Raw genomic sequence first — 25,310 nt, forward strand, 5'->3', positions numbered from 1 at the left:
GGCCGGGCGGCGTCAGGCCGCCCGGTCGTCCGGGACCGTCGCCCGCGCGCGGTCGATCAGGCGGCGGGCCTCGGGGCCCGGGACCGCGCGGCTGAACAGGAAGCCCTGCACCTCGTCGTAGCCCTCCGCGCGGAGCATCGCGAGCTGCTCGGGGGTCTCGACGCCCTCGGCGGTGGTGGCGATGCCGAGGCTGGTGCCCAGGCTCGCCACCGCCCGCACGATCGCCGTGCAGTGGGTGTTCTCGCCGACCTGGCTCACGAAGGAGCGGTCGAGCTTGATCTTGTCGAACGGGAAGCTGCGCAGGTAGCTCAGGCTCGAATAGCCGGTCCCGAAATCGTCCATCGCGATCCGGATCCCCATGGCCCGCAACTCGTGCAGGGTCGCGAGATTGGCGGCGCTGTCGGCGAGGAGGACCGATTCGGTGATCTCCAGCTCCAGGCGCCGCGGGTCGAGCCCCGTGACGGCGAGCGCGCCCCGCACGGTCTCGACCAAGCTGCGGTTGCGGAACTGGATCGGCGACAGGTTCACGGCGAGCCGGATCGTCTCCGGCCACGCCGTCGCCTCGGCGAAGGCGGTCTGCATCACCCAGGCGCCGATCGGCACGATCAGGCCGGTCTCCTCGGCGAGCGGCACGAACTCGGCCGGCGAGACCGGGCCGTGCTCCGGGTGGTGCCAGCGCAGCAGCGCCTCGAAGGCCAGGATCCGGTCAGAGCGGGCATCCATCAGCGGCTGGTAGACCAGCGAGAACTGGCCGCGGGCGAAGGCCTCGCGCAGCTCGTTCTCGCGCCGCCGCCGCGCCTGCACCCAGGCATCCATCTCCGGCTCGAAGCACCGGAAGGTGCTGCCGCCCTCGGCCTTCGCCCGGTACAGGGCGAGGTCGGCGTTCTTCATCAGCGTCTCGGGATCGGTGCCGTCCCGGGGCAGGCAGGCGACGCCGATGCTGGTGCCGATGTGGCAATCCTGGCCCTCCAGGCGGAAGGGCCGGCCGAGCTCGGCGATCACCCGGGCGATCAGCCCGTCGGCCAGCGCCGGGAGATCCATCCCGCGCACCAGGATGGCGAACTCGTCGCCGCCGAGCCGGGCCACGAGGTCGTCCTTGCGCAGGCAGCCGGCGATCCGCTCGGCCGCCTCGCGCAGCAGCGCGTCGCCGACCGGGTGGCCCAGCGTGTCGTTGACGATCTTGAACTTGTCGAGGTCGAGGCAGAGCAGCACCGCCTCCTCGCCGTCCCGGGCGTGGCGGGCGATCGCCTCGCCGAGGCGGTCCCGGAACAGCACGCGGTTCGGCAGCCCGGTGAGGGCGTCGTGGTGGGCCATGTGGGCGATGCGGGCCTCGGCCCGACGCCGCTCGGTCATGTCGATGGCGGCCTCGAGCACGGCCTGCCGCCCCTCGAACGGCATCGCCCTCTGGAACAGGGAGACCTCGATCGCCGAGCCGTCGGCGCGACGGTGGAGCGAGCCGGCGGCGGGCAGGCCGAGCTCGGTCGCCTCCTCGGCCGCGATGGCGAGGTCGGCCGGCGCCCGGCTCAGGAACTGCTCGCGGCTGTAGCCGTAATGGGCGACGGCGGCGTCGTTCACCGCCAGGAAGCGGTCGCGCGCGTCGGCCACCACCCACATCGGCACCGGGTTGTTCTCGAACAGGAGCCGGAACGAGGCCTCCCGGGCCTTGATGTCGCCGACATCCGTCATGGTGACCGAGAGAAGATCGCCGACGCAGCCCGCCTCGACCTTGAGGTAGAGCGTGCCGCCGTCGGACCGGGGGCGGCTCAGCTCGAAGGCCGAGCGCCCTCCCCGCTCGACCATGGCGGCGAGCGTCGCGATCGTCCGCGCGGTGATCGCCCCGGGGAAGAGCTGGCCCACGCGCTGCCATTGCAGGGCGGCGGCGGGGCGCTCCAGCAGGCGCTCGGCGCCGCGGTTGAGGGCGACGATCTTGAAATCGACCGGGCGGCCCGCGGCGTCCCGGATCGTGCTGAGGGCCAGGATGCCCTGGTCGGTGGCGGTGAACATCGCCTGGACCAGCTCGGTCCGCACGCTCGCCCCGTCGAACCCGATCAGCACGAACGGCTCGCCCCAGCGGTTGCCCAGGGGCACGCCGACCAGGCGGGTCGAGGTCACGACCCCGGCGGCGAGGCGATCGCACCGGCCGTAGGCCGGCTGGCCGGACGCGAGGGCGGACGCGACCATCTCGTCGACGGGCTCGCGCAGCTCGATCGCGAGCGCGTCGACCGGGAGGGTCTCGGCCGACGGCCCCTCCGCGCCTTCGGCACCCTGCGCGAGCCAGGCGCCGAAGGCCTGGCCCGCCCAGAGGATCCGGGCGGCGCGCCCGGCGCGGGTCGTCACCAGGGCGGCCCGGTCGGCGAGGCGGCCGAGGCTCCCGAGAACGACGGCCTCGTAGGACGGGATCGGCGCCCCCGGCGTCCGGCAATCCTGCCAGTGCCGGAGGAGGTTCTTGCCTGTCTGACCGTCGTCGTGCTGCGCGCTCACCGAGCCGCCCCAGTTGTTCACCGGGGGCCAGGAAGCGGGGACTTCGTTTAAGCCGGGTTCATGAGCCGACTTATAATCCCATGTTACGTACTATTCCCCAGTTTTAGCCGAGTCTTCAGGCGGATTCGAGCAGCCGGCGGGCGATCACCTGGGCCTGGATCTCCGCGGCGCCCTCGAAGATCGAGAGGATGCGCGCGTCGCACAGGATCCGGCTGACCGGGTACTCGAGCGCGAAGCCGTTGCCGCCGTGGATCTGGAGGGCGTTGTCGGCCGCCGCCCAGGCGACGCGGGCGCCGAGCAGCTTCGCCATCCCGGCCTCCAGGTCGCAGCGCTTGCCCTCGTCCTTCTCGCGGGCCGAGAAGTAGGTGAGCTGGCGGGCGATGTTGATCTCCACCGCCATCATGGCGAGCTTGTCGGCCACCCGCGGGAAATTCACCAGCGCCTTGCCGAACTGGACCCGCTCCTCGGCGTAGCGCAGGCCGACATCGAGGGCCGACTGGGCGACGCCGATGGCGCGCGCCGCGGTCTGGATGCGGGCCGACTCGAAGGTCTGCATCAGCTGAGCGAAGCCCTTGCCCTCGACCTCGCCCAGCAGGTTGCCGCCCGGCACCGCGAAGCCCTCGAAGGCGAGCTCGTACTCCTTCATGCCGCGGTAGCCGAGCACCTCGATCTCGCCGCCCGACAGGCCCTGGACCGGGAACGGGTCCTCGTCGGTGCCGCGCGGCTTCTCGGCGATCAGCATGGAGAGGCCCTTGTGGCCCTTCTCCTCGGGCTTGGTGCGGACGAGCACCGTCATGATGTCGGCGCGGACCGGGTGGGTGATCCAGGTCTTGTTGCCGGTGATCTTCCAGACGTCGCCCTCCTTCACCGCGCGGGTGCGCAGGCTCGCGAGGTCGGAGCCGGTATTGGGCTCGGTGAAGACGGCCGTCGGAAGAATGTCGCCGCTGGCGATCTTCGGCAGGAAGCGCTGCTTCTGCTCCTCGGTGCCGCCGCACAGGATCAGCTCCGCGGCGATCTCCGAGCGGGTGCCGAGCGAGCCGACGCCGATATAGGCCCGGGACAGTTCCTCCGAGACCACGCACATGGCGGTCTTCGGCAGGCCCATGCCGCCGTACTCCTCGGGGATCGTCAGGCCGAAGACGCCGAGCTCGGCCATCTTCTGCACGATCTCCATCGGGATGTAGGCGTTCTTCAGGTGCCACTCGTGCGCCTGATCGACCACCTCGGCCTTGCCGAAGCGGCGCATCTCGGAGCGGATCGCCTCCATGTCCTCGTCGAGGCCCGAAGCGCCGACGGTCGCCGAGCCGCCGCCGTCGCGCATCAGCGCCACCAGGGCGGCGCGGTTCTCGGGGGTGTTGCCCTCGGCGATCAGGGTCTCGACCGCGTCCGTGCGGTACTGGGCCACCTCCTTGGCGGAGAGGCCGAGCGACCCGGTCAGGCGGACCATCTCGCCCTGACTCATCGGGATGCCGGAGAAGAGCTGGTCGAGATACTCGCCGGCGCCGATCCGGACGAGGAGCGCCTCGGTCTCGCCGAACCGGCCCTCGGCCTGGAGTCGCTCGGCGTAGCCGCCGAGCTCGCTCACCGCCTCCGCGTAGGTCGCGAGCCAGGCGAGCCCGTGGGCGGCGTGCTGCTGGCCCTCGAGCTTGGCCGCGTCGATCCGCCCGTCCGTCCCGAGGATCCGCGTGCGGACCCGGCGCGTGGCCTCGGCGGCCAGCGCTTTCGCGCTCTCACCGGCGGCCTTGGTCAGGGACACGAGATCCTGCGGCTCGGTCTGGATGGCGGGGGATGCGGACATGGTTTTCTGCTCGCGTGGCGTCTTCTTGGATCGGGTCTTTTAACCTGTCGCGGTCCGGAGCCGAAGCAGATTTCGTTTGGCTCGTCTTGAACTCAAGTTGAATACCGGGGCTGGCGGGCCGACGCGCGGCCGCGCGAAGTCAAGGCCGGACCGGCGCGCCGACGCGCGACGGCCCGGACACTGATGATCGTGCCTCCAGCCCGCCGAAAGCTGTTCGCGAGACGGCGTCGGGTCAGCGCCTCTGCTCGCACCGGGTCTTCAGGTAGGACCCGTCCTCGCCCTTGAAGCCGGCATTGGCCGCCAGGACCGGCCCCTGGACGAGGCATTCCTGGAGCGTGTGGGCCGGGCCGGTGACCACGTCGATGGCGGTCTCGCGCGAGCAGTCCGGCGCCTGGACGGAGGCGGCGCAGATGAGGGCGACGACGATGATCTGGTTCATGGGGCCTCCCGGCGGGCCCGGCTCTCGAGACGGCGGGCGTCTACCGAAAGAGGGACCGCCGGACCTGGTTCCACCGGCCCGGCCGCGCTGATGTCGCGCTGCTGTCGCGCCGCGGCATCACACCAGGGCGGCGAGATCGGCGCCGACCTCGATCTGGTCGGGGCCGGGCACGCGGCCCTCGCCCAGCAGGTGGAGGAACGCCGTGAAGGCCGGGTTGCGGCCGATGCTGCAGGCCGCCACCGCGCGGTTCTCGCGGACGTAGTAGGCGATGAAGTCGAGCGCCGCCGGGTCGCCCTGCAGGATGATCCGCTCGAAATCCGGCGCGTAGCCGCCGTAATCCAGGCGCTTGTCGCCCTGGTTGCTCCAGAAGAACGGCGCGCCCGCGAAGACGCCGGTGGCGCCGAGCATCGCCCGGGCGACGTGCGTGCCGTGCTGCTGCGCCAGCCGCCAGTGCTCGATCCGCGCCGTGATGCCGCTGGCGCGCTCCGGGAAGGACGCGATGTCGCCCGCGACCCAGACATTGTCGGCGAGCCTCAGGTCGGCGCCGACCGGGAGGCCGCCGGCCTCGTCCGGCTCCACCCCGGCGACGATCCCGGTCTCCGGCGCGGCGCCGGCGCCGATCAGCACGAGGTCGGCCGGGAGCCGCGCGCCGTCCTCGGTCTCGACGGCCTCGACCGACCCGGTTCCGGCGATCCGCGCGACCGTGCCGGTCACGAAGGTCACGCCGTTGCCGGCGTGGTAGCGCTTCAGCGCCGCGCCCACGGCCTCGCCGAAGCGCTTGGCGAAGGGGATCTCCTCCCGGGACAGGACCGTCACCGACAGGCCGCGCTTGGTCAGGAAGGCCGCCGCCTCCAGGCCGATGAAGCCCGCGCCGATCACCACGACGCGCGTCGCCCGCTCCGCCGCGGCGCTGAGCCGCACCGCGTCGTCGAGGCTGCGCAGGGTCATCACGCCGTCGCGGTCCTTTCCCTCGAGATCCGGCATCACGGCGCGGCTGCCGGTGGCGATCAGCAGCGCGTCGCCGGTGAGCGTGCGCCCGTCCGACAGCGCGACGCTGCGGCCGGCCGGATCGACCCGCGTCGCCTCGGCCACGACCCGCTCGACGCGGTGGGCGGCCGCGAAGTCCGGCTCCAGCAGGGTCTTCTCCGCGGGCGTCGGCTTGGCCAGGAACTGCTTGGACAGCTTGGTCCGGTCGTAGGGCGGGTGGCCCTCGCGGCCGACCATCGTGATGGTCCCCGCGAACCCGTCGCGCCGGAGGGTGGTGATGCAGGCCACGGCCGCCGCGCCGGTGCCGACGATCAGGACCGTCCCGACCGGGGCCTCGGCCCGCCGCGCCGGGACCGGCTCGGGGGTCAGCGTCGCCACCGCCTCGCCGCCCTCGATCCGGACGGGATAGCGGGTGAGCGCCTCGAGTGCCGGCGGCTCCTCCAGGCCGCCGTCGGCGACCGCGAAGGCCGCCTTGTGCCAGGGGCAGTAGAGCCGGCCGCCGCAGATCTCGCCCTTGGCCAGCGGCGCCCCGAGATGCGGGCACTTCGCCTGGAACGCGCGCACGCCGTCGGCGTCGCGCACGAACAGCACCGCGTCGTCGCCGGCCTTGCCCTCGGCCTTGCCGCCGAGGGGGATCGCGTCGAGGGCGAGGCGAACCTCGCGGGGCTTGTCCTGGTTCATCCTCGCCTCGCGCGGTGCCGGCCCGGGCCGAGCCGGCCCGCGCGCACCAAACCGCGAGGGCGCGAAGGGTTTCCGCGCCTTCCGTCGCAGGGGCGGCGGCCTCAGCGGCGGCCTCAGCCGCGACTCGCCACCGCCACGCCGAGGGCGGCGAGCGCCATGCCGGCGCCCTGCACCGGGGTCAGAACCTCGCCGAACAGCAGGTAGCCGAGCACGGCCGCGACCGGCGGCACGAGGAAGAACAGGGCGGCGACGCCCGCCACCGCCCCCCGCCGGATCAGCACCAGCAGCAGCAGGATCCCCGCGACCGAGTTGACCAGGACCGCCCAGCCGAGGCCGAGCCACAGGGCCGGCGCCGGGTCGAACGCGGTGCCGCCGAAGGCGAGCGCCAGCGGGATGGCGCAGGCCATGCCGCCGACGAACTGGAGGGTCGCGCCGGCCAGGAGATCGACCCGGCCGCCGGTGCGCTTCTGCCAGAGCGTGCCGAGGGTCAGCGCCAGCACCCCCAGGAGGCTGACGGCCAGCGCCGCCGGCGGGATCCCGGACGGGTCCGTGGCGCCGAGCTTCGGGGCGAGCACGAGGCCCGTGCCGACGAAGCCCATGAGGATCCCGAGCGCGCGCCGGCCGCTGACCCGCTCGCCCAGCAGCGGCTGCGCCAGGAGCGCGGTGAGCAGCGGCTGGAGGCTGCCGACGAGGGCCGCGATGCCGGCCGGCAGCCCGTGGCTCACCGCCCAGAAGACGCCCGACAGGTAGACCCCCTGCATCAGGAAGCCCGCGATGACCGGGTCGCGCCATCCTGCCCGGTCCCCCGGCCAGCGCACCCGGGCGGCCGCGGCGATCAGCGCCAGCACCAGGGCGACGGCGGTGAAGCGGACGGCCGTGAAGGCGAGCGGATCGACGTGCGGCACCACCGCCCGGGCCGAGATGAAGCCCGTGGCCCAGATCGGGATGAACAGCGCCGGAAGGGCGCCGGACGCGAGCGTCGACGGGCGTGGGAGCATCGGCATGGCCGCCGGACGGAGCATGCCGGCGCGCCTGGCGCAACGGTGATCTCGCCGGCCGGGCGAGGCGCGGCCAGGGCGCGGGCAGGGCGCGGGCAGGGCGCGGCCACGGCCGGCGCCGGCGTGGCGCGGACGCGTCACCGGCCGCCGATCGGGACCGGAGCGGGCCGGCGGCGTTGACGCGCGGGTGCCGGCGCCGTTCATCGGCGGGCCTCTCCCCGAGAGGATAGCCCCGAGGATCGCGCGATCGAGGATGGTTGGACACCCGTGAAACCTCTCCGCAGCGGATTACAGGTCATGGGCGTCGCCGCGCAGCGCTTCGTCTCCCACGACGGCTGGGCGATCGCGAGCCACATCGCGCTCTCGAGCCTGACCTCGCTGTTCCCGTTCCTGATCCTGCTGGCGGCGCTGGCCGGCCTGTTCGGCACGCAGTCGCTGGCCGACGAGGCCGGGGTGCTGATCTTCGACGCGTGGCCGCGGGAGATCGCCAAGCCGATCGTCGGCGAGGTCCACCGGGTGCTCACCGAGCAGCGCAGCGGCGTGCTGACGCTCGGCGCGCTGTTCGCCCTGTACTTCTCCTCCTCGGGCGTCGAGAGCCTGCGGGTCGGGCTGAACCGGGCTTACGGCCTGCGCGAGAGCCGGCCCTGGTGGCTGACCCGCCTCGAATCGATCGGCTACGTGATCTGCGGCGCCTTCGCGATGCTCGCCTTCGCGCTGCTCGTGGTGCTGGGGCCGCTGATCTGGCGCAACGTCGTCCTGGTGGCGCCCGGTCTGGAGCCCCTGAGCCTGACGGTGGCGATCGGCCGGATCGCCGTCACGGCCCTGCTGCTCGCGGTCGTGCTGGTCATCGCCCACAAGTTCGTCGCGGCCGGGCGGCGCTCGATCCTGTCGGTGCTGCCGGGGATCGGGGTGACGCTGGTCCTGTGGTTCTTCGCCGGCCTCGGCTTCGGCTACTACCTCGACCGGTTCTCCAACGCCTACGCGTCGACCTACGGGGGGCTGGCCACCGCGATGGTGTTCCTGGTCTTCCTCTACTGGCTCGCCGCCATGTTCCTGTTCGGCGGCGAGATCAACGGCACGGTCATCGCCGCCCGCCGCAGCCGCCTGCAGGCGAAGATGCTGGCGCGCCGGGCCGAGATGGAGGGCCGGAGGGCCGGAACGGGTGCCTCGGGGTCGGGCGCCTGATCCCGAGGGGTGCCGGCCCTCACCCGCGCCCGCGCGGGAACAGGAGCGGGGCTCCGCGCGCGATCCCGGCGACGCGGTGCGCCCGGCGGCGGCGCGTCCTCACGCCGCCAGCGCCAGCCCCTCCTCGGCATCCGCCTCGGTCGCCATGAACTGCGCCCGGGCGAGCTCGGCGAAGCGGCCGCCCTCGGCCACCAGCTGGTCGAAGGTCCCGGCCTCGACGATCCGGCCCTCGTGGAACACCAGGATCCGGTCGGCGTCGCGGATCGTCGCGAGGCGGTGGGCGATCACGAAGGTGGTCCGCCCCTCCATCACGGTCTCCAGGGCGCCCTGGAGCTTGCGCTCGGTGGCGGCGTCCAGCGCCGAGGTCGCCTCGTCGAGGATCAGGATCGGCGGGTTCTTCAGGAGCGCCCGGGCGATCGAGAGCCGCTGGCGCTCGCCGCCCGAGAGCGACCGGCCGCGCTCGCCGATCACCGTGTCGAGCCCGGCGGGCTGGCGCGCCATGAAGGCGCTGGCCTGGGCCCGCTCCAGGGCGTCGAGCATCTCGGCGTCCGTGGCGTCGGGGCAGCCGACCTGCAGGTTCTCGCGGATCGAGCGGGCGAACAGCATCGGCTCCTGGAACACCACGCCGATGTTGTGGCGCAGCGAGGCGAGGCCGACGTCGCGGATGTCCATCCCGTCGATCCGGATCGAACCGGCGGCCGGGTCGAAACTGCGGTGCAGGAGGCCGAGCGTCGTCGACTTGCCCGAGCCGGTGGTGCCGACGAGCGCGATCGTCTCGCCGGGCTTGGCGGTGAACGAGACGCCGTCGAGCGCCTGGCGCCTTCCGTCGTACGAGAAGGCGACGTCGTCGAAGGTGACCGCGCCCTCGAACCGGGCGACCTGCCGGGCGTGCGGCCGGTCGGCCACCGCCGGGACGGTGTCGTAGATCTCGAAGAACTCGGCGATCTTCGGGGCCTGCTGGAACAGGCCGTTGACGAAGCCGACCACGTGGTCGAGCCGGGCCACGAAGGCGGTGGCGAGGCTCATGAAGGCCACGACCTCGCCCACCGTGGTGGTGCCGGCCTGGTAGAGCCAGATGCCGGTGACGAAGATCGCCGTCATGGTGATGGTCGCCGACGCCCGGGTCGCCACGTTCGCCAGCGCCCACCAGGACAGGACCGGGATCTGCGCGGCGAGCAGGTTGGTGATGATGCCGCGCATCGCCTCCTTCTCGGCCTTGGCGCGGGTGAAGGACTGGATCACCGCGACGTTGCCGAGCGCGTCGGAGGCGTGGGCGGCGAGCCCCGAGTTGAACGCCTCGACCTGCCCCTGCAGCGTCTCGGTCCGGCGCATCACGAAGGTGGTCAGCGCCGTGAAGGCCAGCACCAGCACCACCAGGATCGAGCCGAGCTGCCAGTTGATGAACAGGGTCATCGGCAGGAGCACGCCGAGCGAGACCAGGGCGACGAGGTGGTCGCGGAAGAAGCCGAGCCACAGCCACGCCATGCCGTTCGTGCCCTCCAGCATCGCCTTCAGGACGCGGCCGGAATGGTTGGCCGAGTGGAAGGCGAGCGGCAGGTCGAGGACGTGCTCGAAGTAGCTCGCCATCGACGACAGGCGGTTGCGATGCGCGAGCCGGTCGGCGTGGAGCGCGATGAACACGCCCGCCGCGATGGTGAAGAAGCCGAACGCCACCCAGGCGGCGAGCAGGGGCAGCATCGTGCCCATGGCGTCGCCGCCGCGCTTGAGATGGGTCAGCTGGTCGATGATCCGGCCCATCAGCAGGGGCTCGGCGAAGGCCGCGATCGCCAGGACCACGTTGGTGACGGCCAAGCCTATGGCCAGCCGCCGCTCCGCCTTCAGAAATCCCAGGACCCGCCCGTACAGACGAACCATCGTACCGCTCCGCCACCCCTGGCGCGGCCCGTGTGACCCGGGTCTCACGCCTTCACCGAGGAGATCCGCGCGGCCGGCATAAGCGCCAGATCCGAGTCAAACCCCTCGTACGAAACGGGTATGCCAGCGCCTGCCTGAACGGGCGATGACGGGCCGATACAGGTTCGAAACAGTCGCCCGCACCGTTGCTTCAGCAAAGTTTCCCGAAGGTTGACGCGGACCCCTCGCGTCCCGGCTGCGAGGGCGGTGCCGCTCCACCCGGAGAGCCCGCCGGATCATCGTCCACGGATCGCGCAACCGGCACCCGACTGCTCGGCGGCGGCGCGGCGCTCGCGCTGATCATGATCGACGGCGGCCGGCCTTCCGGACGACAGATTCGCCTCCGCCGCCGGCAAGGCCGACACCGAGCCGATGGTGCCCCCTCCATGCCCCTCCATGCCCCTCCGTGCCGGCCGGCGGGGCGCCGCTACTTCGCGGTGAGCAGCGCCCAGTAGACCTTGTACTTCGAGCCCGGCGCGTAGGCGGTGGCGATCCCCATCCGGGTCGCCCCGGGCGCCAGCATGGTGGCGTCGTGGGGCGGGCTCTCGCGCCAGCCCGAGAAGGCCTCGGCCAGGGTGTGGTAGCCCGCCGAGAGGTTGGCGTTGACGTTCGCGTAGCCGAGCCGCTCGACGGCGGCCTTGACGGTCTGGGCCCGGCTCGGCCGGTCGGCGAGCGCCATGGCGGCCGCCTCGGCCTCGGCGAGGCGCTGCAACTCGGGATCAACCGTCAGCGGCGCCGCGCCGCGGTTGCGGCGATAGGACGAGATCATGTCGCGGGCCGCCTCGACGTCGACATGCGCGCTGTTGCTGGCGAGCGGCAGGTAGATGCTCGGCAGCGCCGCGCTGCTCGGCGGCTGGGCGGCACAGCCGCCCAGCAGCGCCGCCGACAGCGCGGCCGGGCCGATCATCCGGGCCCCGGTCCTGATCCGGCCGAGCCCGCGCCCCGCATGTCGACCGTCCCGATCGCGTCTCGTCACGACTTACCCATCCCTGCGACGGCCCTGCCGCCCGGGCGGCATATAGGCGTTGCCGGGCGGCCGCGCATCGGACGATTAGGGCTTCCTCAAAGGCCTTGGGTCTAAAACCGCACACCGATGACGACCGCGCGTTCCCTGGCCCTGGTGAAATCGCCCCGCGACCGATCCGTCCGCGGGCGCGCCGACCCGTCGGCCGCGGACGAGGCGGTCGCCGAGGCCGCGGCCGCCTGCGCCCTGCAGCGGGCGATCATCCGCCAGCAGGCCGGCCTGCTGGCGCGGCAGGAGCGGGTCCTGGCGGACGCCGGGATGGGCCTGTGGTCCTGCCGCCTGCGCGACGGTGCCCTCGACTGGTCCGGCGGCGTCCACGACCTGTTCGGCGTTCCCCGAGGCGCGGCCCTGCATCGGCCCCGGATCCTGGACCTCTACGAGCCGGCCTCGCGGCGCCTGCTGGAGACGCTCCGGCACCGGGCGATCGCCCGGGGCGGCGCCTTCGCGCTCGACGCCGAGGTGCTGGCCGGAGGCCGGCGACGCTGGATCCGGATCCGCGCCGCGGTCGAGTCCGAGGACGGGCGCCCGACCCGCCTCTTCGGAACCAAGCAGGACGTCACCGAGGAGATCGGCCGGCTGGCCGAGCTGAGCCGGCGCGCCGAGTGCGACCCGCTGACCGGGCTGGCGAACCGCCGCGGCTTCGACGCGCAGTTCGCGGCGCAGTGCGCGGCGCAGTTCCGGACCGGGACGGCCGGCTCCGGTCCGGAGCCGCTCGGCGCCCTGCTGCTGATCGACCTCGACGGGTTCAAGCCGGTCAACGACATCCACGGCCACGCGGCCGGCGACCTGTGCCTCAGGCGCGCGGCCGCGCGGCTGGCGGCCGTCTGCCGGGACGCGACCCTCGTGGCCCGCATCGGCGGCGACGAGTTCGCCGTGCTCCTGCGGGCGCCCGTCGACCCGTCCGGGCTGGTCGAGCGCGGACGGCGGATCGTGGCCGCCTTGAGCCGACCGGTCCCGTATCGCGGCCACGGGCTGCGGATCGGCGCCTCCGTGGGGATCGCCGTGGGGACGGCCGCGGGGACGGCCGCGGGCGGCGGCCCCGCCCGGCTGTTCGGGCGGGCGGACGCGGCGCTCTACGCCGCCAAGGACGCGGGCGGGAACACCGTCCGGATCGCCCGCGGCGGCGGCCGGTCAGGCGCCGGCGCTGCGCAGACCGCGGTCGCGCGGGGGCCGGGCTGATTCGCCACCCTCGGGGAGCGCGGCCGGCTGGATGAAGCGGCTGGCGATCTCGCCCATGGCGCTCTGCATCGTGTCGAGGCCCTGCACGGTGACGATGCTGGAGCCGGGCCCGAGCGGCGGGATGAAGCCCGCCTCCGACAGGGTCGCGAACACCGAGAAGTTCAGGTCGGTCACCACCTTCTGGCCGAGGCTCACGTCCACGATCCAGACGAGGAGCTCGAATTCCAGGAACGGGTCGCCGATCTTCTTGAACACCACCCGGGGCGGCGGCTCCTTCAGGACGTCGGCATGGCCCTGCGCGCAGGCCGTGATCATCTCGGCGGCGCGCACCGGATCCTGGTTGCGCAGGACGCTGACCGTGATGCTGACGCGCCCGGTCCGGTCCCCCCGCACCCGGTTCTTGACCACGCCGGAGATCAGGTTCGAGTTCGGCACGATCACGGCCGAGCGGTCGAAGGTCTGGATCTCGGTCGAGCGGACCGAGATCCGCTTCACGATACCCTCGGAATCGCCGATCACCACCTGGTCGCCGACCCGGATCGGGCGCTCCCACAGGAGCAGCAGGCCGGAGACGAAGTTGTTGACGATCGACTGGAGGCCGAAACCGATACCGACCGACAGGGCGCCGGCCACGATGGTGAGCTTCTCCAGGCTCAGGCCGAGATACGAGAAGGCGAGCGCCAGCGCGATCAGGAAGCCGCAATAGCCCGCCACCGTGGTGATCGAGTTGCGCAGGCCGGCGTCGAGGTCGGTGGCCGGCAGGTAGGTGTTCTCGAGCCAGCGCTGCACCCCGCGGGTGATGAACACGCCGACCACCAGGATGCCGATCCCGAAGGCGATGCTGGAGAGCGAGATCGTGACGTCGCCGACCTTGAAGCCGAAGAAGGCCTGCCGGACCGACGAGACGATGTCGGTGGAATCGAGCCCCCAGGGCGCCAGCACGAGGACCGCGGCCGCCAGGAACAGGACGAGCCGGGTCGCGCCCGTCGTCAGGACCGAGATCTGGTTGAGCGAGCGCTTGCGCAGGCCGGTATTGGCCTGGAGCGTGGTGGCGAGCCGCGTCTCGTCGCTGAGCGCGCGGCCGACGAAGATGTCGACGCTCTGGACCAGCAGGTAGAGCAGCACGAGGACGGCCGCGTCCCAGATCAGCTGGTCGATCAGGAAGGCCGCGAAGGCCACGTAGCCGACCAGCGCGCCGAGCCCGATCAGCGCCACCGCGGCCCAGCCCAGGAGCCGGGCCGGCCCGCCGATGCCCGTCGTGGTCTTGGTCGGCACGTAGGGGCCGAAGCAGGCCTCCTCCTCCTGCTCGGTGTCGGCGAAGCGGTGGAGGCCGACCGCGAGGATCAGCGCGGTGGCGACCGCGCCGATGCCCCGCGTGGCGATGGAGATCGGCAGGGCCGCCGAGATCCCGGAGTTCAGCGCCTCGACGGACTTCACCACGGTGATCACCGTGGCGATGCCGACGGCGAGCCGGGTCAGGCGCGTGGCCGCCGCGTCGCTCACCGGGGCGGGCCGCCAGGCCGGCTTCTCGGGGCTGAGCAGCCCGTCGCAGAGGGCCTCCACGAAGGCGATGAAGGCGAGGCCGCCGAGGATCGCGGCGGCGACCGGCAGGAGCCGGGACGGCAGCAGGTTGGTGGAATCGAGGGCGTAGTAGACCGCGTAGGACCCGGCCACGGCCGGCACCGTGCCGAGCAGGATCACCCGCCAGGCGGCGAGCATCACGGCGCGCCGCGACGGATCGGTCTTGGTGGCGTCCCGGCGGGCGCCCTTGGGGGCGATGTTGCGCCGGCCGAAATACAGCGCCACCGAGATCCCGAAGGCGAGGCCCAGGAACAGCAGGTTGGCGAGGCTGCCGTTGCGGGAGAACAGCAGCCCGATATCCGACACGGCGCTCTGCAGGGCGCGCGTGTCCCGGGGCACGTCGCCCATCACCTTGGTCCAGAGACCGGGGCCGACCAGCGGCTGGGAGCGCTGGAGCAGGTCGCGGGTGAAGGATTCGCGGCGGCGGTTCGAGACCCGGTCGACGATCTGGTCACCCTGCACCACCAGGGAGCGGGCGAGGCGCTGGGTCTCGTCGATGCGGGTGACGGCGGCCTCGCGCTCGGCGCGCTCCGCGGCGACGTCGGCGCTCTCCTGGGTGTCCTTCGGCTTCGGCCCGAGCTGGGCCAGGCGCTCGCGCGCGGCCTCCAGCGGCGCGTCGAGCCGGGTGACCAGGGTGCGGATCTCGTCGGTGACCGTGACGGCGCTGTCGCGGATGGCGTTGAGGTCGACGACCGTCAGCTCCGCGTGGCCGAGCTGCTTCTCGCGGGCGTCGAGCTCGGCCTTGGCGGCGTCGAGCTTGGCCCGGACCTTCTTGAACTGCTCGGGAACCTCGGCCTTCGCGGCCGGCGGGGGCGCGGGCTTCGCGTCGGCCGGTCTCGCGCCAGTCGCCTGCGCGTCGGGTGCCTTGCCGTCCGCGGGCTTGGCCTCGGGCGCGGCCTTGGTGTCGGCGGCCTTGGTGTCCGCAGGCTTGTGATCCGCGGGTTTCTGGTCGGCGGACTTGGCGGCGGGCGCCGGATCCTGCGCGAAGGCCGGCAGGGCCAGGGCCGCCGGGGTTGCGAACACCAGCGCGGCGAGCAGGGCGAGGGCGCGGGACGGGCGCGGGGCGCCCTCCGGCTTCCGGGTCCGCGCTGGGATACGATGCATGAGCAACCTCTCGTCGGGCGCGCGGCGGCCGGCCGGAGTCCGGCATCGGCGAATCGGCGGCGATCGGGGACCGGGCGGGCCTCCTGGCGGCCGGGCGCTCTGGGCGAGCAATAGGGCGAAACCGTGCCCCTGCCCACCCCGGACCGGGTCCCGTCTCTGCGAGCCCGCTGTGGGTGCGTCCCCGGGGCTCATCCGGAAAAGCTTCACAAGGGTGTCACGCTGGGATTAGATGAACACCTGATGGACAGGGCCTTTTCGTTGCTACGCGAAAGGGCGCGGCCGGTGGCGATGCCGGCCCGGCCCGGCCGCGTTCCGGATGCTACCGCATCGACCGGCGCCCCCGCGCGCCGGCCCGTCGCCCTGTTGTTCCCTCCGTCTCTCCCGTCAAGCCGTCGCTCCGCGCGCCGGCTCGTCCTGCATCGGCCCCGGGCCGGTTCGGACGGGCCGGCGGGGCGGCGGCATGGTCCCGCGCGTCTCACGCGCTAGAGCTAGTCCGAAGAGTCGCGCCGATGATGGATCTCCAAACCCTCGTCCTCAACGCGGATTATCGGCCGCTCTCGTACAATCCGCTCTCCCTCTGGTCGTGGAAGGACGCCTTCACGGCCCTGTTCCTCGACCGCGTCACCCTGGTGGCGAGCTACGACGTCGAGGCGCGCTCGCCCTCCCGCGCCCTGCGGGTGCCGAGCGTGGTGGCGCTGAAGAACTACGTGGCGCTGGCCCGCAGCCCGGCCTTCACCCGCTACAACATCTACCTGCGCGACGGTTTCAGCTGCCAGTATTGCGGCCTGCGGCTGCCCTCGGGCGGCCTGACCTTCGACCACGTGGTGCCGCGCTCCCGGGGCGGCCTGTCGAGCTGGGAGAACGTCGTGGCGGCCTGCTCGCCCTGCAACCTGCGCAAGGCCAACCGCACGCCGGACGAGGCGGACATGCCGCTGATGACCGAGCCCCGGCGGCCGACGCGCTACGAGCTGCACCACCGGCAGCCCGAGTTCGACCACCGCCAGTACCATCACACCTGGCTCGACTACTTCTACTGGGACAGCGAGCTGGAGAACTGAGGGCGGCGCGGAGGCGTCACCAGGCCGGCGCGCGGCGGGGCGGCTCGTTGTACATCGGGACGTTGAGATTGCGCGGCAGGTAATCCCGTACCAGGACGGGCGGGGGAACGGCGGGCAGCGGGCGCACCCGCACGGTCCGGCGCATCGGGTGATGCGCCTCGCGGCGCTCCGCGAAGGCCGGTCCGTGGACGAGCACGAGACCGGCGAGCAGCGCGGCGCGCGACGTCAGGGGCCACAGCCTCGAGAGACGGTCAATCATGGTCAGGATCCGGCCGGCGCGGGAGGAAGGGTCAGAACTTGACGGCCGCGCCACCCCGGACGGTGTTCAACTGGGCGTTGTGACCGTTGAAGTCCTGGAACCGCACGTACTGGTACTCGCCGCGCACAAGGATATTGGGCGTGATGGCGTATTCCAGGCCGAAGCCGAGGGCGACGCCGCCGATGGTCTTGGTCCGGGCATTCGCGGTCAGCGGCGTCGGCGCGTACGGGACGGTCTGGGCGCCCTGTCCGGCCGGCGTCGAGTTGTTGAGCGGGAAGTTCGGATTGAAGCTCGCGTAGCCGTGCTGGTAGACCGCCGCGGGCTGCCCGGTGGTCAGGGCCTGGTTCGCCGCGTAGGTGGTGGCGCTGTAGCCGTAATTCTGGACCGATACGGTATCGTTGATCGTGACGCGGCCGATCGCGGCACCGGCGGTGACGTAGGGGAGCAGGTTGCCGAACGCGTAGCCGGCGCGGCCCCGGATGGTGCCGTAATCCTCGATCCGCGTGTTCGACGTGCCGAACAGGTTCACCGACTCGGAGTTGCCGGCGGCGGTCGTCACGATCCGGTTGATGCCGTTGGTCGACCAGCTGTTCTGGTCCGTGTGCGTGTAGTCGGCCTCGATGCCGAGGACGATCCCGTCGAACTGCACATTGAAGCCCGCGAAGGCACCGAAGCTGGCCCCGCGCGTCCGCGTGCCGGGGAGCGACAGGAATTTTGAGACGCTGAACTCGTTCTCGATGTCGCGATAGCTGAAGTAATTCGCCAGCGTGGACTGCATCGCGTTGCGCTGCGACAGGCCGCCGGAGGTGAAGCCGCCGTGGCCGCCGACATACACGCCGCTCCAGTCGACCACCGGGGCCGGGACCGGGTCGTAATCGGCGCCGCGCAGGTAATCGTAGTCCAGATCGGCGGCGCGCGCGGTGTTCACGCCGCAGAGACCGAGAACCGCCAGCAGCGGAAAGGTGACGGTACGCATCGGGATCGTCCTGGGACGGAAAGAGACGGATGGCGGATCGAGCCTCGACACGGTGATATGCCGGTAACCTTAATTCTCCGTTGCTCGACTGCGACAGGTCAGTCCCGATCCGGGGATGCCAGTCCCGGCGCGTATTGGGCTGGCCAAAACCAGCCGAGGACCGGCCGAGAACAGACCCGGTCGCGACGGGGCGCCGAAACGCGAAACGGCGCGGAGACCCTCCGCGCCGTTTCGCCTGTCAGTGGGATCGCGGTCGAGGTGCGATCAGTACTTGCGCACCAGCGGGCCGGGGACCGGCTCCGGCATCAGCGGCGGCAGCGGGGCCGCCACGACGCCGCCGAGGTAGTAGCGCAGGCCGATCTTCACGTCGTGCGCCTCGATGTCCTTGATCTTGATCGCCTGGAGGCTGCCGGTGCAGCACGGGACGAAGCCCGGGCCGGTCTCGGCCTTGCCGAGGTTCAGGTAGCGGTAGGCCAGCTCGATCTTCAGCGCGTCGGTCACGTTGTAGGCGAGACCGGCGTGGAGCGCCCAGGCGAGGCTGCCGCTGGTCTTGTCCTTGTAGAACTTGCTGCCGCTGTTGGTGTTGTAGACCGCGTTGCCGTTCGCGTCGTAGACCGGCGCGTAGTTGTAGGAGGGTTGTCCGCAGCCGCAGCCGTAGATCGGGTTCGCGTAATCGTAGCCGTAGGTCGGGCTGGTGAACTGCTGGTTGGTCGAGTAGCTCGAGACGTGGTTGAACGCGTAGCCGACGCCGCCGCCGATGAACGGCGTGATCCCGTACCACGTGCCGAGGTCGAAATACGCGTTGGCCAGAACCACCGCGGAGTCGAAGTTGCCGCTCGACTTGTTCACGCCGTACGACCCGAGCCCGTTATCGAAATCCGGACCCTTGTAGTACTCGCTGCCGCGCAGGCCGGTGGAGTAGCGGTACTCACCGGTGATGTCGCCGCGCAGGAACGGGGTGAACTGGTAGCCGACGCCGACGCCCGCGAAACCGCCGCCGCCGACCGCGTTGCCGAAGGCGCGGTTGGACTCGGCGTAGCCGGTGTAGTCGTAGGCGTCGCTGTAGCGCGGACGGGTGTAGATGCTGGCGCCCACGTCGCCGCGCAGGTACCAGCCGCCGCCGACCTCGATCGGCGGGGGCGGCGGAGGCGGGGGCGGCGGGAGCATCAGATCCGCGGCCGCGGCGAGGCAGGGCGCGCCGACGCTCGCCGCGAGCGTCAGGCTACGCACCAAAGCGTTCAGCTTGGAGCGGGCCATGGAGATTCCTTCACTGGACTCGTGAGCCGGACGCGCGGCGCGCGGTCCCGGGGTACGAGGGCAGGATGGAAGGAACGTCTTAAATCCGGCTTAACGTTAAATGTTAGCCTTGCGCATCCGTTGCCGAGCTGTCGAAACGGGTAACCGGGCGAGACTTGCTTGTTTCCGCCGCGTCGCGCCGCCAGGTCGGCGCAGTTCATCTGTCGGGGAAGGGCCGCGTGGGCGACCCGATCGGCGTCGCCCGGCCGCCCGGGCCGCGCGGGAGTTGAGCGATCCGCATGGGGCCCGACGACGTGCGCATCCTGGCGCTGATGCTGCCCGAGGCGGTGGCGGGCGCCCACAGCGGCAACCCGGATTTCCGGGTCGGCGGCCGGGTCTTCGCGACCCTCTGGGTCGAGGAGGCGCGGGTGGTGCTGCGCCTCGCGCCCGCCGATCAGGCCGCCCTGTGCGAGGCCGAGCCGGACCTGTTCGCGCCGCTCGACGGCGCCTGGGGGCGGCGGGGCTGGACCAATCTCGACCTCGACCTCTGCCCGGAAGAGACCCTGCGGGCGGCGCTGCTGGGGGCGTGGCGGATGACCGCACCCGCGGAGCTGCGCGCCGCCTACGCCGACCTGGGCTGACCTGGACCGATCCCGCCCCGATGCGGCGCGCCCGGCCCCGGGGGCGGAGCCGGGATTGCGGGCCGCTCTGAGGCTCCGGCCTCAGGCCGCCGCGCGGGTGACGGCGTCGACCACCTCGTCGACCACCGCGTTGACGAGGCCGCGGTCGTCGCCCTCGGCCATGACGCGGATCACCGGCTCGGTGCCCGACGGGCGGATCACGAGGCGGCCGGCATTGCCGAGCCGCTCGCGGGCGTGCTCGATGGCGCTGACCACGCTGTCCTCGCGCAGGGGCTCGCCGCTCCGGTAGCGGACGTTCTTGAGGATCTGCGGCAGCGGGTCGAAGCAGTGGCAGACCTCGCTCACGGGCCGGTTCTGCCGCTGCACCACGCTCAGGAGCTGCAGGGCGGCCACGAGGCCGTCGCCGGTGGTCGTGTAGTCCGACATGATGATGTGGCCGGACTGCTCGCCGCCGAGATTGTAGCCGTGCGCCCGCATGTGCTCCAGGACGTAGCGGTCCCCCACCGCCGTGCGGGCCAGGCTCAGGCCGAGGCCGCCGAGGAAGCGCTCCAGGCCGAGATTCGACATGATCGTCGCCACCACGCCCGGCTGCGTCAGGCGCTCGTCCTCCTTCCAGGAGCGCGCCACGACGGCCATGAGCTGGTCGCCGTCGACCACCTGGCCCTTCTCGTCCACGATCAGCACCCGGTCGGCGTCGCCGTCCAGCGCGATGCCGATATCGGCCCGGCGCTCGCGCACCATGTCGATCAGGGCCGCGGGCGCGGTCGAGCCGACATCCCGGTTGATGTTGAACCCGTCCGGCTCGGTCCCGATGGCGATCACCTCGGCGCCGAGTTCCCACAGGGTCTCGGGGGCGACCCGGTAGGCCGCGCCGTTGGCGCAGTCGACCACGACCCGCAGCCCGTCCAGGGTCACCTGCCGCGGCAGCGTGCGCTTGGCGAACTCGATGTAGCGGGCGTGCACGCTCTCGATGCGCTTGGCCCGGCCGAGGTCGTTCGAGCCGGAGAGACGCTTGTGCATGTCGGCGTCGATCAGCCCCTCGATCTCGTGCTCGATCGCGTCGTTCAGCTTGAAGCCGTCGGGCCCGAACAGCTTGATGCCGTTGTCCTCGAACGGGTTGTGCGAGGCCGAGATCATCACGCCGAGATCGGCCCGCATGGAGCGGGTCAGCATCGCCACGGCCGGCGTCGGCACCGGCCCGAGCAGCAGCACGTCCATGCCGACCGAGGTGAAGCCGGCGACGAGCGCGGTCTCGATCATGTAGCCGGAGAGGCGGGTGTCCTTGCCGATCACCACCCGGTGGCGGTGGTCGCCGCGCTGGAACACGAGGCCGGCGGCCTGACCGACCTTGAGGGCGAGTTCCGGCGTGATCACGCCGTTGGCCCGGCCCCGGATGCCGTCGGTTCCGAAATACTTGCGCACCATCACGTCTCCGGCGCCCGGTCTCGCGGACCGGGCACAGCTTAGCAGGTTATCGCGCCCGCCGGCGGCTCAGCGGCCGGCAGAGTCAACGGGGTGCTCCCCGACAAAGGCGGTCGAAATGGGGCGCCCGGCACGCTGCAGGAGCCGCGGCGCCGAGGCCGAGACCAGCGCGAGGCCCGAGACGGTCAGCAGGCCGAGCACGAGCCGGCGGAAGGCGACCTCGCCGATGCCGAGATAGATCCGGGTGCCGAGCAGCGTCGGGACCAGCATCGCCGGCAGGATCACCGCCAGCATCGGCAGCGTCGCCCGGGTGACGAGCCCCGCGGCGAGGTAGGTCGCCAGGGTCACGCTGAGCATCGCGAGGTTGAAGTTCTGGATCACCGAGCGCTGCACGTCGCGCTCGTAGCGGCGCAGGGTGCACCAGAGGGTCGGCAGCACGCCCGTGAAGCCGCCGAGCCCGCCCATCATCCCGCCGCCGAGACCCACCGCGGCGTCGGCGAGCCGGCCGCCGGCCGTGATCCGCGGCAGGTTCCGGGCGAGGAGCATGGTCGGGCACCAGACCACCAGCAGGAGGCCGAGGAGCATCTTGAACCAGTCGGCGTCGAGCCGCGGCAGCAGGAGGACGCCGAGGGGGATGCCGGCGAGGCCGCCGAGGATGAAGGGCGCGAGGCGCCCGGGCTCGAACCCGCGCCGGACCGAGACCGCGGCGATGACCTGGCCCGTGAAGGCACCGGAGACGGCCAGCACGGCGGCGAGCTGCGGGTCGATCACCCAGGCCCAGATCGACAGGGCCGTGAGCCCGAAGGCGAAGCCCGACAGGCCCTGCACGAAGCCGGCGACGACGGCGCCGAGGGCGACGACGAGATAGGTCGAGACCGGCATCGGGATCTGGCTACGGCCTGTGGAACGGTCCTGTGTTTCCGATTCGGCAGACGCCGCCGAGCCTCCGGCCAAGCTGACGACGTCGATCTGCCGACAGGAGGGCCCGTTTGTCAGGGGCGATGCGAGGATGGTCACGCGTCGCGGTCGAACGCCGACGCGGAGGAGAGGCCCGACGCGCCCCCTGTCCCGTTCGGGCGAGGGTTGGGGTGAGGGATACGACGGCCCCGGATCGGGCGGACCGTTGCCGCGCGCCCGCGTCGAGCCACCCTCGGGCCGGCCTGATCCCTCACGCCGTCCCTCCCCCGCACGGGAGAGGAAACCGGCGCCCGATCCAGGTGAAATCCCGGTCCGGCACGAAAAAGGGCGCCTCGCGGCGCCCTCCTCGCTCATCCGACCGCGCGGTCTCAGGCCTGCGGCTGCGGCTCCAGGCCGCCGTCGCTCTCCTTCGGCCGGCCGCGGCCCGCCGAGGGGACCGAGGAGCCCCGGGCCGGGGTCGGCGGCACGTCGCCGCCGTCGCGGATCGGGGGCTGGCCCTTGAGCAGGTTGCGGATCTCCTCGCCCGAGAGGGTCTCGTACTCGAGGAGCCCCTGCGCGAGGGCCTCCAGGTCGTCCTTGTGCTCGGCCAGGATACGGCGCGCCTCTTCCAGGCCGGTCTCCACGAGGCGGCGGACCTCGGCGTCGATCTTCTGGGCGGTCGACTCGGAGACCGACTGCTGCCGGCCCATCGACATGCCGAGGAAGACCTCGTCGTTGTTGTCGCCGTACGCGACGGTGCCGAGCTCGGGGCTGAAGCCCCAGCGTGTCACCATCATCTTGGCGAGACGCGTCGCCTGCTCGATGTCCGACTGCGCGCCCGAGGTCACCTTCTCGCGCCCGAAGATCATCTCCTCGGCGATGCGGCCGCCCATCATGATCGCCAGCCGCGAGGTCATCTGCTCGAAGCTCATGGAGAGCTTGTCGCGCTCGGGCAGCTGCATGACCATGCCGAGCGCCCGGCCGCGGGGGATGATCGTCGCCTTGTGCACCGGGTCGGTGGCCGGGACGTTCAGCGCCACGATGGCGTGACCGCCCTCGTGGTAGGCGGTGAGCCGCTTCTCGTCCTCGGTCATCACCAGGGTGCGCCGCTCGGCGCCCATCATCACCTTGTCCTTGGCGTCCTCGAACTCGTGCATCGTCACGATGCGCTTGCCGCGGCGGGCGGCCAGCAGCGCGGACTCGTTCACGAGGTTCATCAGGTCGGCGCCCGAGAAGCCCGGGGTGCCGCGCGCGATGGTCTTCAGGTCGACGTCGGGGGCCAGCGGCACCTTGCGGACGTGGACCCGCAGGATGCGCTCGCGGCCGGTGACGTCCGGGTTCGGCACCATGATCTGGCGGTCGAAGCGGCCGGGACGCAGCAGGGCCGGGTCGAGCACGTCGGGGCGGTTGGTCGCCGCGATGATGATCACGCCCTCGTTGGCCTCGAAGCCGTCCATCTCCACGAGGAGCTGGTTGAGGGTCTGCTCGCGCTCGTCGTTGCCGCCGCCGAGGCCGGCGCCGCGGTGGCGGCCGACCGCGTCGATCTCGTCGATGAAGATGATGCAGGGCGCGTTCTTCTTGGCCTGCTCGAACATGTCGCGCACGCGGCTCGCGCCGACGCCCACGAACATCTCGACGAAGTCCGAGCCCGAGATCGTGAAGAACGGCACGTTGGCCTCGCCCGCGACCGCCCGGGCGATCAGGGTCTTACCGGTGCCGGGCGGGCCGACGAGCAGCACGCCGCGCGGGATCCGGCCGCCGAGCCGCTGGAACTTCTGCGGGTCGCGCAGGAACTCGACGATCTCCTGGAGATCTTCCTTCGCCTCTTCCACGCCGGCGACGTCGTCGAAGCTGACGCGGCCGTGGGCCTCGTTCAGGAGCTTCGCCTTCGACTTGCCGAAGCCCATGGCGCGGCCGGCGCCGGACTGCATCTGGCGCGAGAGGAAGATCCAGGCGCCGATGAAGACGAGGATCGGCAGCCAGCTCACGAGCAGCTGGATGAACCAGGGGGTGTTGTCGGACGGCGGGCGGGCCGTGATCTGCACGCCCTTGCCCTGGAGCTTGGAGACCAGGCTCGGGTCGTTGGGCGCGTAGCTCGTGAAGTTGCCGCCGCCGACGTAGGTGCCGGACACGTCCTGCCCGGAGATCACCACCGACTGGATCTTGCCGGCATCGGCGTCGTTCAGGAGCTGGCTGTAGGCGATCTCGCTGCCGCCGCCCCGGTGCCCCGGGTTCTGGAACAGGGTGACGAGAGCCAGCACCAGCAGGAAGATGACGACCCACAAGGCAAAGTTGCGAAAATTCGGGTTCATCGATCAATCCCTGGCGTGTGCGACCCCCAGGACGGACCTGCCACGCGGCTATTCCGGTCCATCCGTGCACACCTCGCCAATGTAGGCGGGGGGCTCCCCCTTGCCAAGTAAGTCGGGGGACCCTGCGGCGAGGGCAGCACCTGCGGGCCCGTGCCGGCGCGGCGGCGCCGGGGCGAGGCTCACGGTCCCGCCCGCGTCGGCGGAGACGAGGAACCCCGCCAGGGTGCGGCGGACCGGCTCCCCGCGGCGCAGGGCCGGCAGGAGCGATTCGAGGACGAGGGTCTCGAGGCGCTCGAGGCGGCGCGGCGCCGCGCCGGCCCGGGCCAGGGCGAGATCGAGGCAGCGCAGGGCCACGGCGTCCGGCAGGACCGCCAGGGCGCGCCCGTCGAGGCGCAGCTCCGCGCCCGTCTCCGGCCCGGATCGCCGCGCCCCGTCGAGGGCCTGCTCGGCCGCGCTCCGGAGCGCGGCCTCGTCGCGGGCGGCCCGCTCGGCGAGCCGGGCGAGGCGCGCCCGGGTCAGGCCCTCGCGCTCCAGGGCCGGCCAGGCCGCCCGCAGGCGGCCGCGGGCGAAGCGCGGATCGCCGTTGGCGGGGTCGCGCGCGTAGGCGATGCCGCGCGCCGCGCACCACGCCACCAGGCTCGCCTTCGGCAGGTGCAGGAACGGGCGCCCGAGGGCGAGGCCGGGGCCGAGGTCGCGCTCGGCGCGCATGCCGGCGAGCCCCGCGGGGCCGCTGCCGGCCGCGAGCCGGATCAGCACCGTCTCGGCCTGGTCGTCCCGCGTGTGGCCCGTCAGCACGAGACCGGCGCCGACCGCCTCGGCATGGGCGGCGAGCAGGGCGTAGCGGGCCCTGCGGGCCGCGTCCTGCAGGCCGGTGCCGGGCTTCGTGCCCGCCCAGGTCAGGATCGCGTGGGGCAGGCCCAGCGCCCGGGCGGCGCGGCCGACGGCCTCGGCCTCCGCGCCCGATTCCGGCCGCAGGCCGTGATCCACGGTGGCGACCCGCAGGGACGCGCCGGTCGCGTCGCGCAGGCGCGCGGCGGCGTGCATCAGGGCGCTCGAGTCGGGACCGCCCGAGACGGCGAGGAGCACGCCCCGCCCGCCGCGCGCGGCCGGGTCGAGCCAGGGGCGGAGGGCGCCGAGG

General features: G+C 72.3%; 19 protein-coding genes. 4 read left to right on the top strand and 15 right to left on the bottom strand.

Going from position 1 to position 25,310, the window contains the following annotated elements; genetic code table 11:
* Window positions 1–12: 12 nt before the first annotated feature.
* The 5 genes from ACTJK8_RS11250 to ACTJK8_RS11270 all read right to left on the bottom strand — a co-directional run bounded on the left by ACTJK8_RS11250 (window position 13) and on the right by ACTJK8_RS11270 (window position 7,408).
* Complete coding sequence (locus ACTJK8_RS11250) at window positions 13–2,502, bottom strand: putative bifunctional diguanylate cyclase/phosphodiesterase (RefSeq protein WP_440761938.1); 2,490 nt, start codon at window positions 2,500–2,502, stop codon at window positions 13–15.
* Window positions 2,503–2,596: 94 nt separating this feature from the next.
* Window positions 2,597–4,279, bottom strand: coding sequence for an acyl-CoA dehydrogenase family protein (locus ACTJK8_RS11255; RefSeq protein ID WP_024828834.1), 1,683 nt, complete (start codon window positions 4,277–4,279; stop codon window positions 2,597–2,599).
* A gap of 232 nt (window positions 4,280–4,511) precedes the next feature.
* A complete protein-coding gene (locus ACTJK8_RS11260) occupies window positions 4,512–4,718 on the bottom strand; it encodes a hypothetical protein (RefSeq protein ID WP_012321270.1) in 207 nt (68 codons plus the stop codon).
* Window positions 4,719–4,835: 117 nt separating this feature from the next.
* Entirely contained in the window at window positions 4,836–6,386 is a 1,551-nt protein-coding gene (locus ACTJK8_RS11265) for an FAD-dependent oxidoreductase (RefSeq protein WP_440761939.1), read from the bottom strand.
* 113 nt (window positions 6,387–6,499) lie between these two features.
* Window positions 6,500–7,408: a DMT family transporter gene (locus tag ACTJK8_RS11270; RefSeq protein ID WP_012321268.1), complete on the bottom strand. Its 909-nt coding sequence runs from the start codon at window positions 7,406–7,408 to the stop codon at window positions 6,500–6,502.
* A gap of 273 nt (window positions 7,409–7,681) precedes the next feature.
* Here ACTJK8_RS11270 and ACTJK8_RS11275 point away from each other — a divergent pair, with 273 nt between their 5' ends.
* Window positions 7,682–8,569 (top strand): YihY/virulence factor BrkB family protein, encoded by an 888-nt coding sequence (locus ACTJK8_RS11275; protein WP_012321267.1) that lies wholly within the window; start codon window positions 7,682–7,684, stop codon window positions 8,567–8,569.
* A gap of 99 nt (window positions 8,570–8,668) precedes the next feature.
* Here the strand turns inward: ACTJK8_RS11275 and ACTJK8_RS11280 are convergent, their stop codons facing one another.
* Window positions 8,669–10,444 (bottom strand): glucan ABC transporter ATP-binding protein/ permease, encoded by a 1,776-nt coding sequence (locus tag ACTJK8_RS11280; protein ID WP_012321266.1) that lies wholly within the window; start codon window positions 10,442–10,444, stop codon window positions 8,669–8,671.
* Between the two features lie 466 nt (window positions 10,445–10,910).
* The gene (locus ACTJK8_RS11285; RefSeq protein WP_059409031.1) at window positions 10,911–11,390 is read right to left on the bottom strand and encodes a CAP domain-containing protein; all 480 of its coding nucleotides are present in this window, start codon (window positions 11,388–11,390) and stop codon (window positions 10,911–10,913) included.
* 186 nt (window positions 11,391–11,576) lie between these two features.
* Between ACTJK8_RS11285 and ACTJK8_RS11290 the strand changes: the two genes are divergently transcribed.
* Window positions 11,577–12,686, top strand: a complete 1,110-nt coding sequence (locus tag ACTJK8_RS11290; RefSeq protein WP_440761940.1) for a diguanylate cyclase domain-containing protein — start codon at window positions 11,577–11,579, stop codon at window positions 12,684–12,686.
* Here ACTJK8_RS11290 and ACTJK8_RS11295 read toward each other — a convergent pair.
* The gene (locus ACTJK8_RS11295; protein WP_043074558.1) at window positions 12,639–15,371 is read right to left on the bottom strand and encodes a DUF3772 domain-containing protein; all 2,733 of its coding nucleotides are present in this window, start codon (window positions 15,369–15,371) and stop codon (window positions 12,639–12,641) included. The genes ACTJK8_RS11290 and ACTJK8_RS11295 overlap by 48 nt on opposite strands.
* Window positions 15,372–15,880: 509 nt before the next feature.
* Between ACTJK8_RS11295 and ACTJK8_RS11300 the strand changes: the two genes are divergently transcribed.
* Window positions 15,881–16,429: an HNH endonuclease gene (locus ACTJK8_RS11300; RefSeq protein WP_440761941.1), complete on the top strand. Its 549-nt coding sequence runs from the start codon at window positions 15,881–15,883 to the stop codon at window positions 16,427–16,429.
* A gap of 16 nt (window positions 16,430–16,445) precedes the next feature.
* Here ACTJK8_RS11300 and ACTJK8_RS11305 read toward each other — a convergent pair whose 3' ends face one another.
* The 3 genes from ACTJK8_RS11305 to ACTJK8_RS11315 all read right to left on the bottom strand — a co-directional run bounded on the left by ACTJK8_RS11305 (window position 16,446) and on the right by ACTJK8_RS11315 (window position 18,921).
* The gene (locus ACTJK8_RS11305; protein WP_029358663.1) at window positions 16,446–16,688 is read right to left on the bottom strand and encodes a hypothetical protein; all 243 of its coding nucleotides are present in this window, start codon (window positions 16,686–16,688) and stop codon (window positions 16,446–16,448) included.
* Window positions 16,689–16,719: 31 nt separating this feature from the next.
* On the bottom strand, window positions 16,720–17,664 hold the full coding sequence (locus ACTJK8_RS11310; RefSeq protein ID WP_043074557.1) for an outer membrane protein: 945 nt from the start codon (window positions 17,662–17,664) through the stop codon (window positions 16,720–16,722).
* A 264-nt stretch (window positions 17,665–17,928) separates the two neighbouring features.
* Window positions 17,929–18,921, bottom strand: coding sequence for an outer membrane protein (locus ACTJK8_RS11315; RefSeq protein WP_012321259.1), 993 nt, complete (start codon window positions 18,919–18,921; stop codon window positions 17,929–17,931).
* A gap of 278 nt (window positions 18,922–19,199) precedes the next feature.
* Here ACTJK8_RS11315 and ACTJK8_RS11320 point away from each other — a divergent pair, with 278 nt between their 5' ends.
* Window positions 19,200–19,541, top strand: coding sequence for an MmcQ/YjbR family DNA-binding protein (locus ACTJK8_RS11320; protein ID WP_029358665.1), 342 nt, complete (start codon window positions 19,200–19,202; stop codon window positions 19,539–19,541).
* 81 nt (window positions 19,542–19,622) lie between these two features.
* Here ACTJK8_RS11320 and glmM read toward each other — a convergent pair whose 3' ends face one another.
* The 4 genes from glmM to tilS form a co-directional block, all read right to left on the bottom strand.
* Window positions 19,623–20,963: a phosphoglucosamine mutase gene (gene glmM, locus ACTJK8_RS11325; RefSeq protein ID WP_024828841.1), complete on the bottom strand. Its 1,341-nt coding sequence runs from the start codon at window positions 20,961–20,963 to the stop codon at window positions 19,623–19,625.
* 69 nt (window positions 20,964–21,032) lie between these two features.
* The gene (locus ACTJK8_RS11330) at window positions 21,033–21,845 is read right to left on the bottom strand and encodes a sulfite exporter TauE/SafE family protein (protein ID WP_012321256.1); all 813 of its coding nucleotides are present in this window, start codon (window positions 21,843–21,845) and stop codon (window positions 21,033–21,035) included.
* A gap of 404 nt (window positions 21,846–22,249) precedes the next feature.
* Window positions 22,250–24,172 carry an ATP-dependent zinc metalloprotease FtsH gene (gene ftsH, locus ACTJK8_RS11335; RefSeq protein ID WP_012321255.1) on the bottom strand — a complete coding sequence of 641 codons (1,923 nt, stop codon included), beginning with the start codon at window positions 24,170–24,172 and terminating at the stop codon, window positions 22,250–22,252.
* A 48-nt stretch (window positions 24,173–24,220) separates the two neighbouring features.
* Window positions 24,221–25,258, bottom strand: coding sequence for a tRNA lysidine(34) synthetase TilS (gene tilS / locus ACTJK8_RS11340; protein ID WP_440761942.1), 1,038 nt, complete (start codon window positions 25,256–25,258; stop codon window positions 24,221–24,223).
* Window positions 25,259–25,310 lie beyond the last annotated feature (52 nt).

It is taken from the genome of Methylobacterium sp. 22177 (genome assembly GCF_052045615.1).
In the GTDB taxonomy this organism is placed as follows: Bacteria; Pseudomonadota; Alphaproteobacteria; order Rhizobiales; family Beijerinckiaceae; genus Methylobacterium; species Methylobacterium radiotolerans.

Excerpts from the sequence above, each read along its gene's own strand:
- ACTJK8_RS11270 (WP_012321268.1), bottom strand. The coding sequence starts at position 7,408 with ATGCTCCGTCCGGCGGCCATGCCGATGCTCCCACGCCCGTCGACGCTC.
- ACTJK8_RS11330 (WP_012321256.1), bottom strand. The coding sequence starts at position 21,845 with ATGCCGGTCTCGACCTATCTCGTCGTCGCCCTCGGCGCCGTCGTCGCC.
- ACTJK8_RS11320 (WP_029358665.1), top strand. The coding sequence starts at position 19,200 with ATGGGGCCCGACGACGTGCGCATCCTGGCGCTGATGCTGCCCGAGGCG.
- ACTJK8_RS11305 (WP_029358663.1), bottom strand. The coding sequence starts at position 16,688 with ATGATTGACCGTCTCTCGAGGCTGTGGCCCCTGACGTCGCGCGCCGCG.
- ACTJK8_RS11265 (WP_440761939.1), bottom strand. The coding sequence starts at position 6,386 with ATGAACCAGGACAAGCCCCGCGAGGTTCGCCTCGCCCTCGACGCGATC.
- ACTJK8_RS11260 (WP_012321270.1), bottom strand. The coding sequence starts at position 4,718 with ATGAACCAGATCATCGTCGTCGCCCTCATCTGCGCCGCCTCCGTCCAG.
- ACTJK8_RS11315 (WP_012321259.1), bottom strand. The coding sequence starts at position 18,921 with ATGGCCCGCTCCAAGCTGAACGCTTTGGTGCGTAGCCTGACGCTCGCG.
- ACTJK8_RS11300 (WP_440761941.1), top strand. The coding sequence starts at position 15,881 with ATGATGGATCTCCAAACCCTCGTCCTCAACGCGGATTATCGGCCGCTC.
- ACTJK8_RS11275 (WP_012321267.1), top strand. The coding sequence starts at position 7,682 with ATGGGCGTCGCCGCGCAGCGCTTCGTCTCCCACGACGGCTGGGCGATC.
- ACTJK8_RS11295 (WP_043074558.1), bottom strand. The coding sequence starts at position 15,371 with ATGCATCGTATCCCAGCGCGGACCCGGAAGCCGGAGGGCGCCCCGCGC.
- ftsH (WP_012321255.1), bottom strand. The coding sequence starts at position 24,172 with ATGAACCCGAATTTTCGCAACTTTGCCTTGTGGGTCGTCATCTTCCTG.
- ACTJK8_RS11285 (WP_059409031.1), bottom strand. The coding sequence starts at position 11,390 with ATGATCGGCCCGGCCGCGCTGTCGGCGGCGCTGCTGGGCGGCTGTGCC.
- ACTJK8_RS11310 (WP_043074557.1), bottom strand. The coding sequence starts at position 17,664 with ATGCGTACCGTCACCTTTCCGCTGCTGGCGGTTCTCGGTCTCTGCGGC.
- ACTJK8_RS11280 (WP_012321266.1), bottom strand. The coding sequence starts at position 10,444 with ATGGTTCGTCTGTACGGGCGGGTCCTGGGATTTCTGAAGGCGGAGCGG.
- ACTJK8_RS11255 (WP_024828834.1), bottom strand. The coding sequence starts at position 4,279 with ATGTCCGCATCCCCCGCCATCCAGACCGAGCCGCAGGATCTCGTGTCC.
- ACTJK8_RS11290 (WP_440761940.1), top strand. The coding sequence starts at position 11,577 with ATGACGACCGCGCGTTCCCTGGCCCTGGTGAAATCGCCCCGCGACCGA.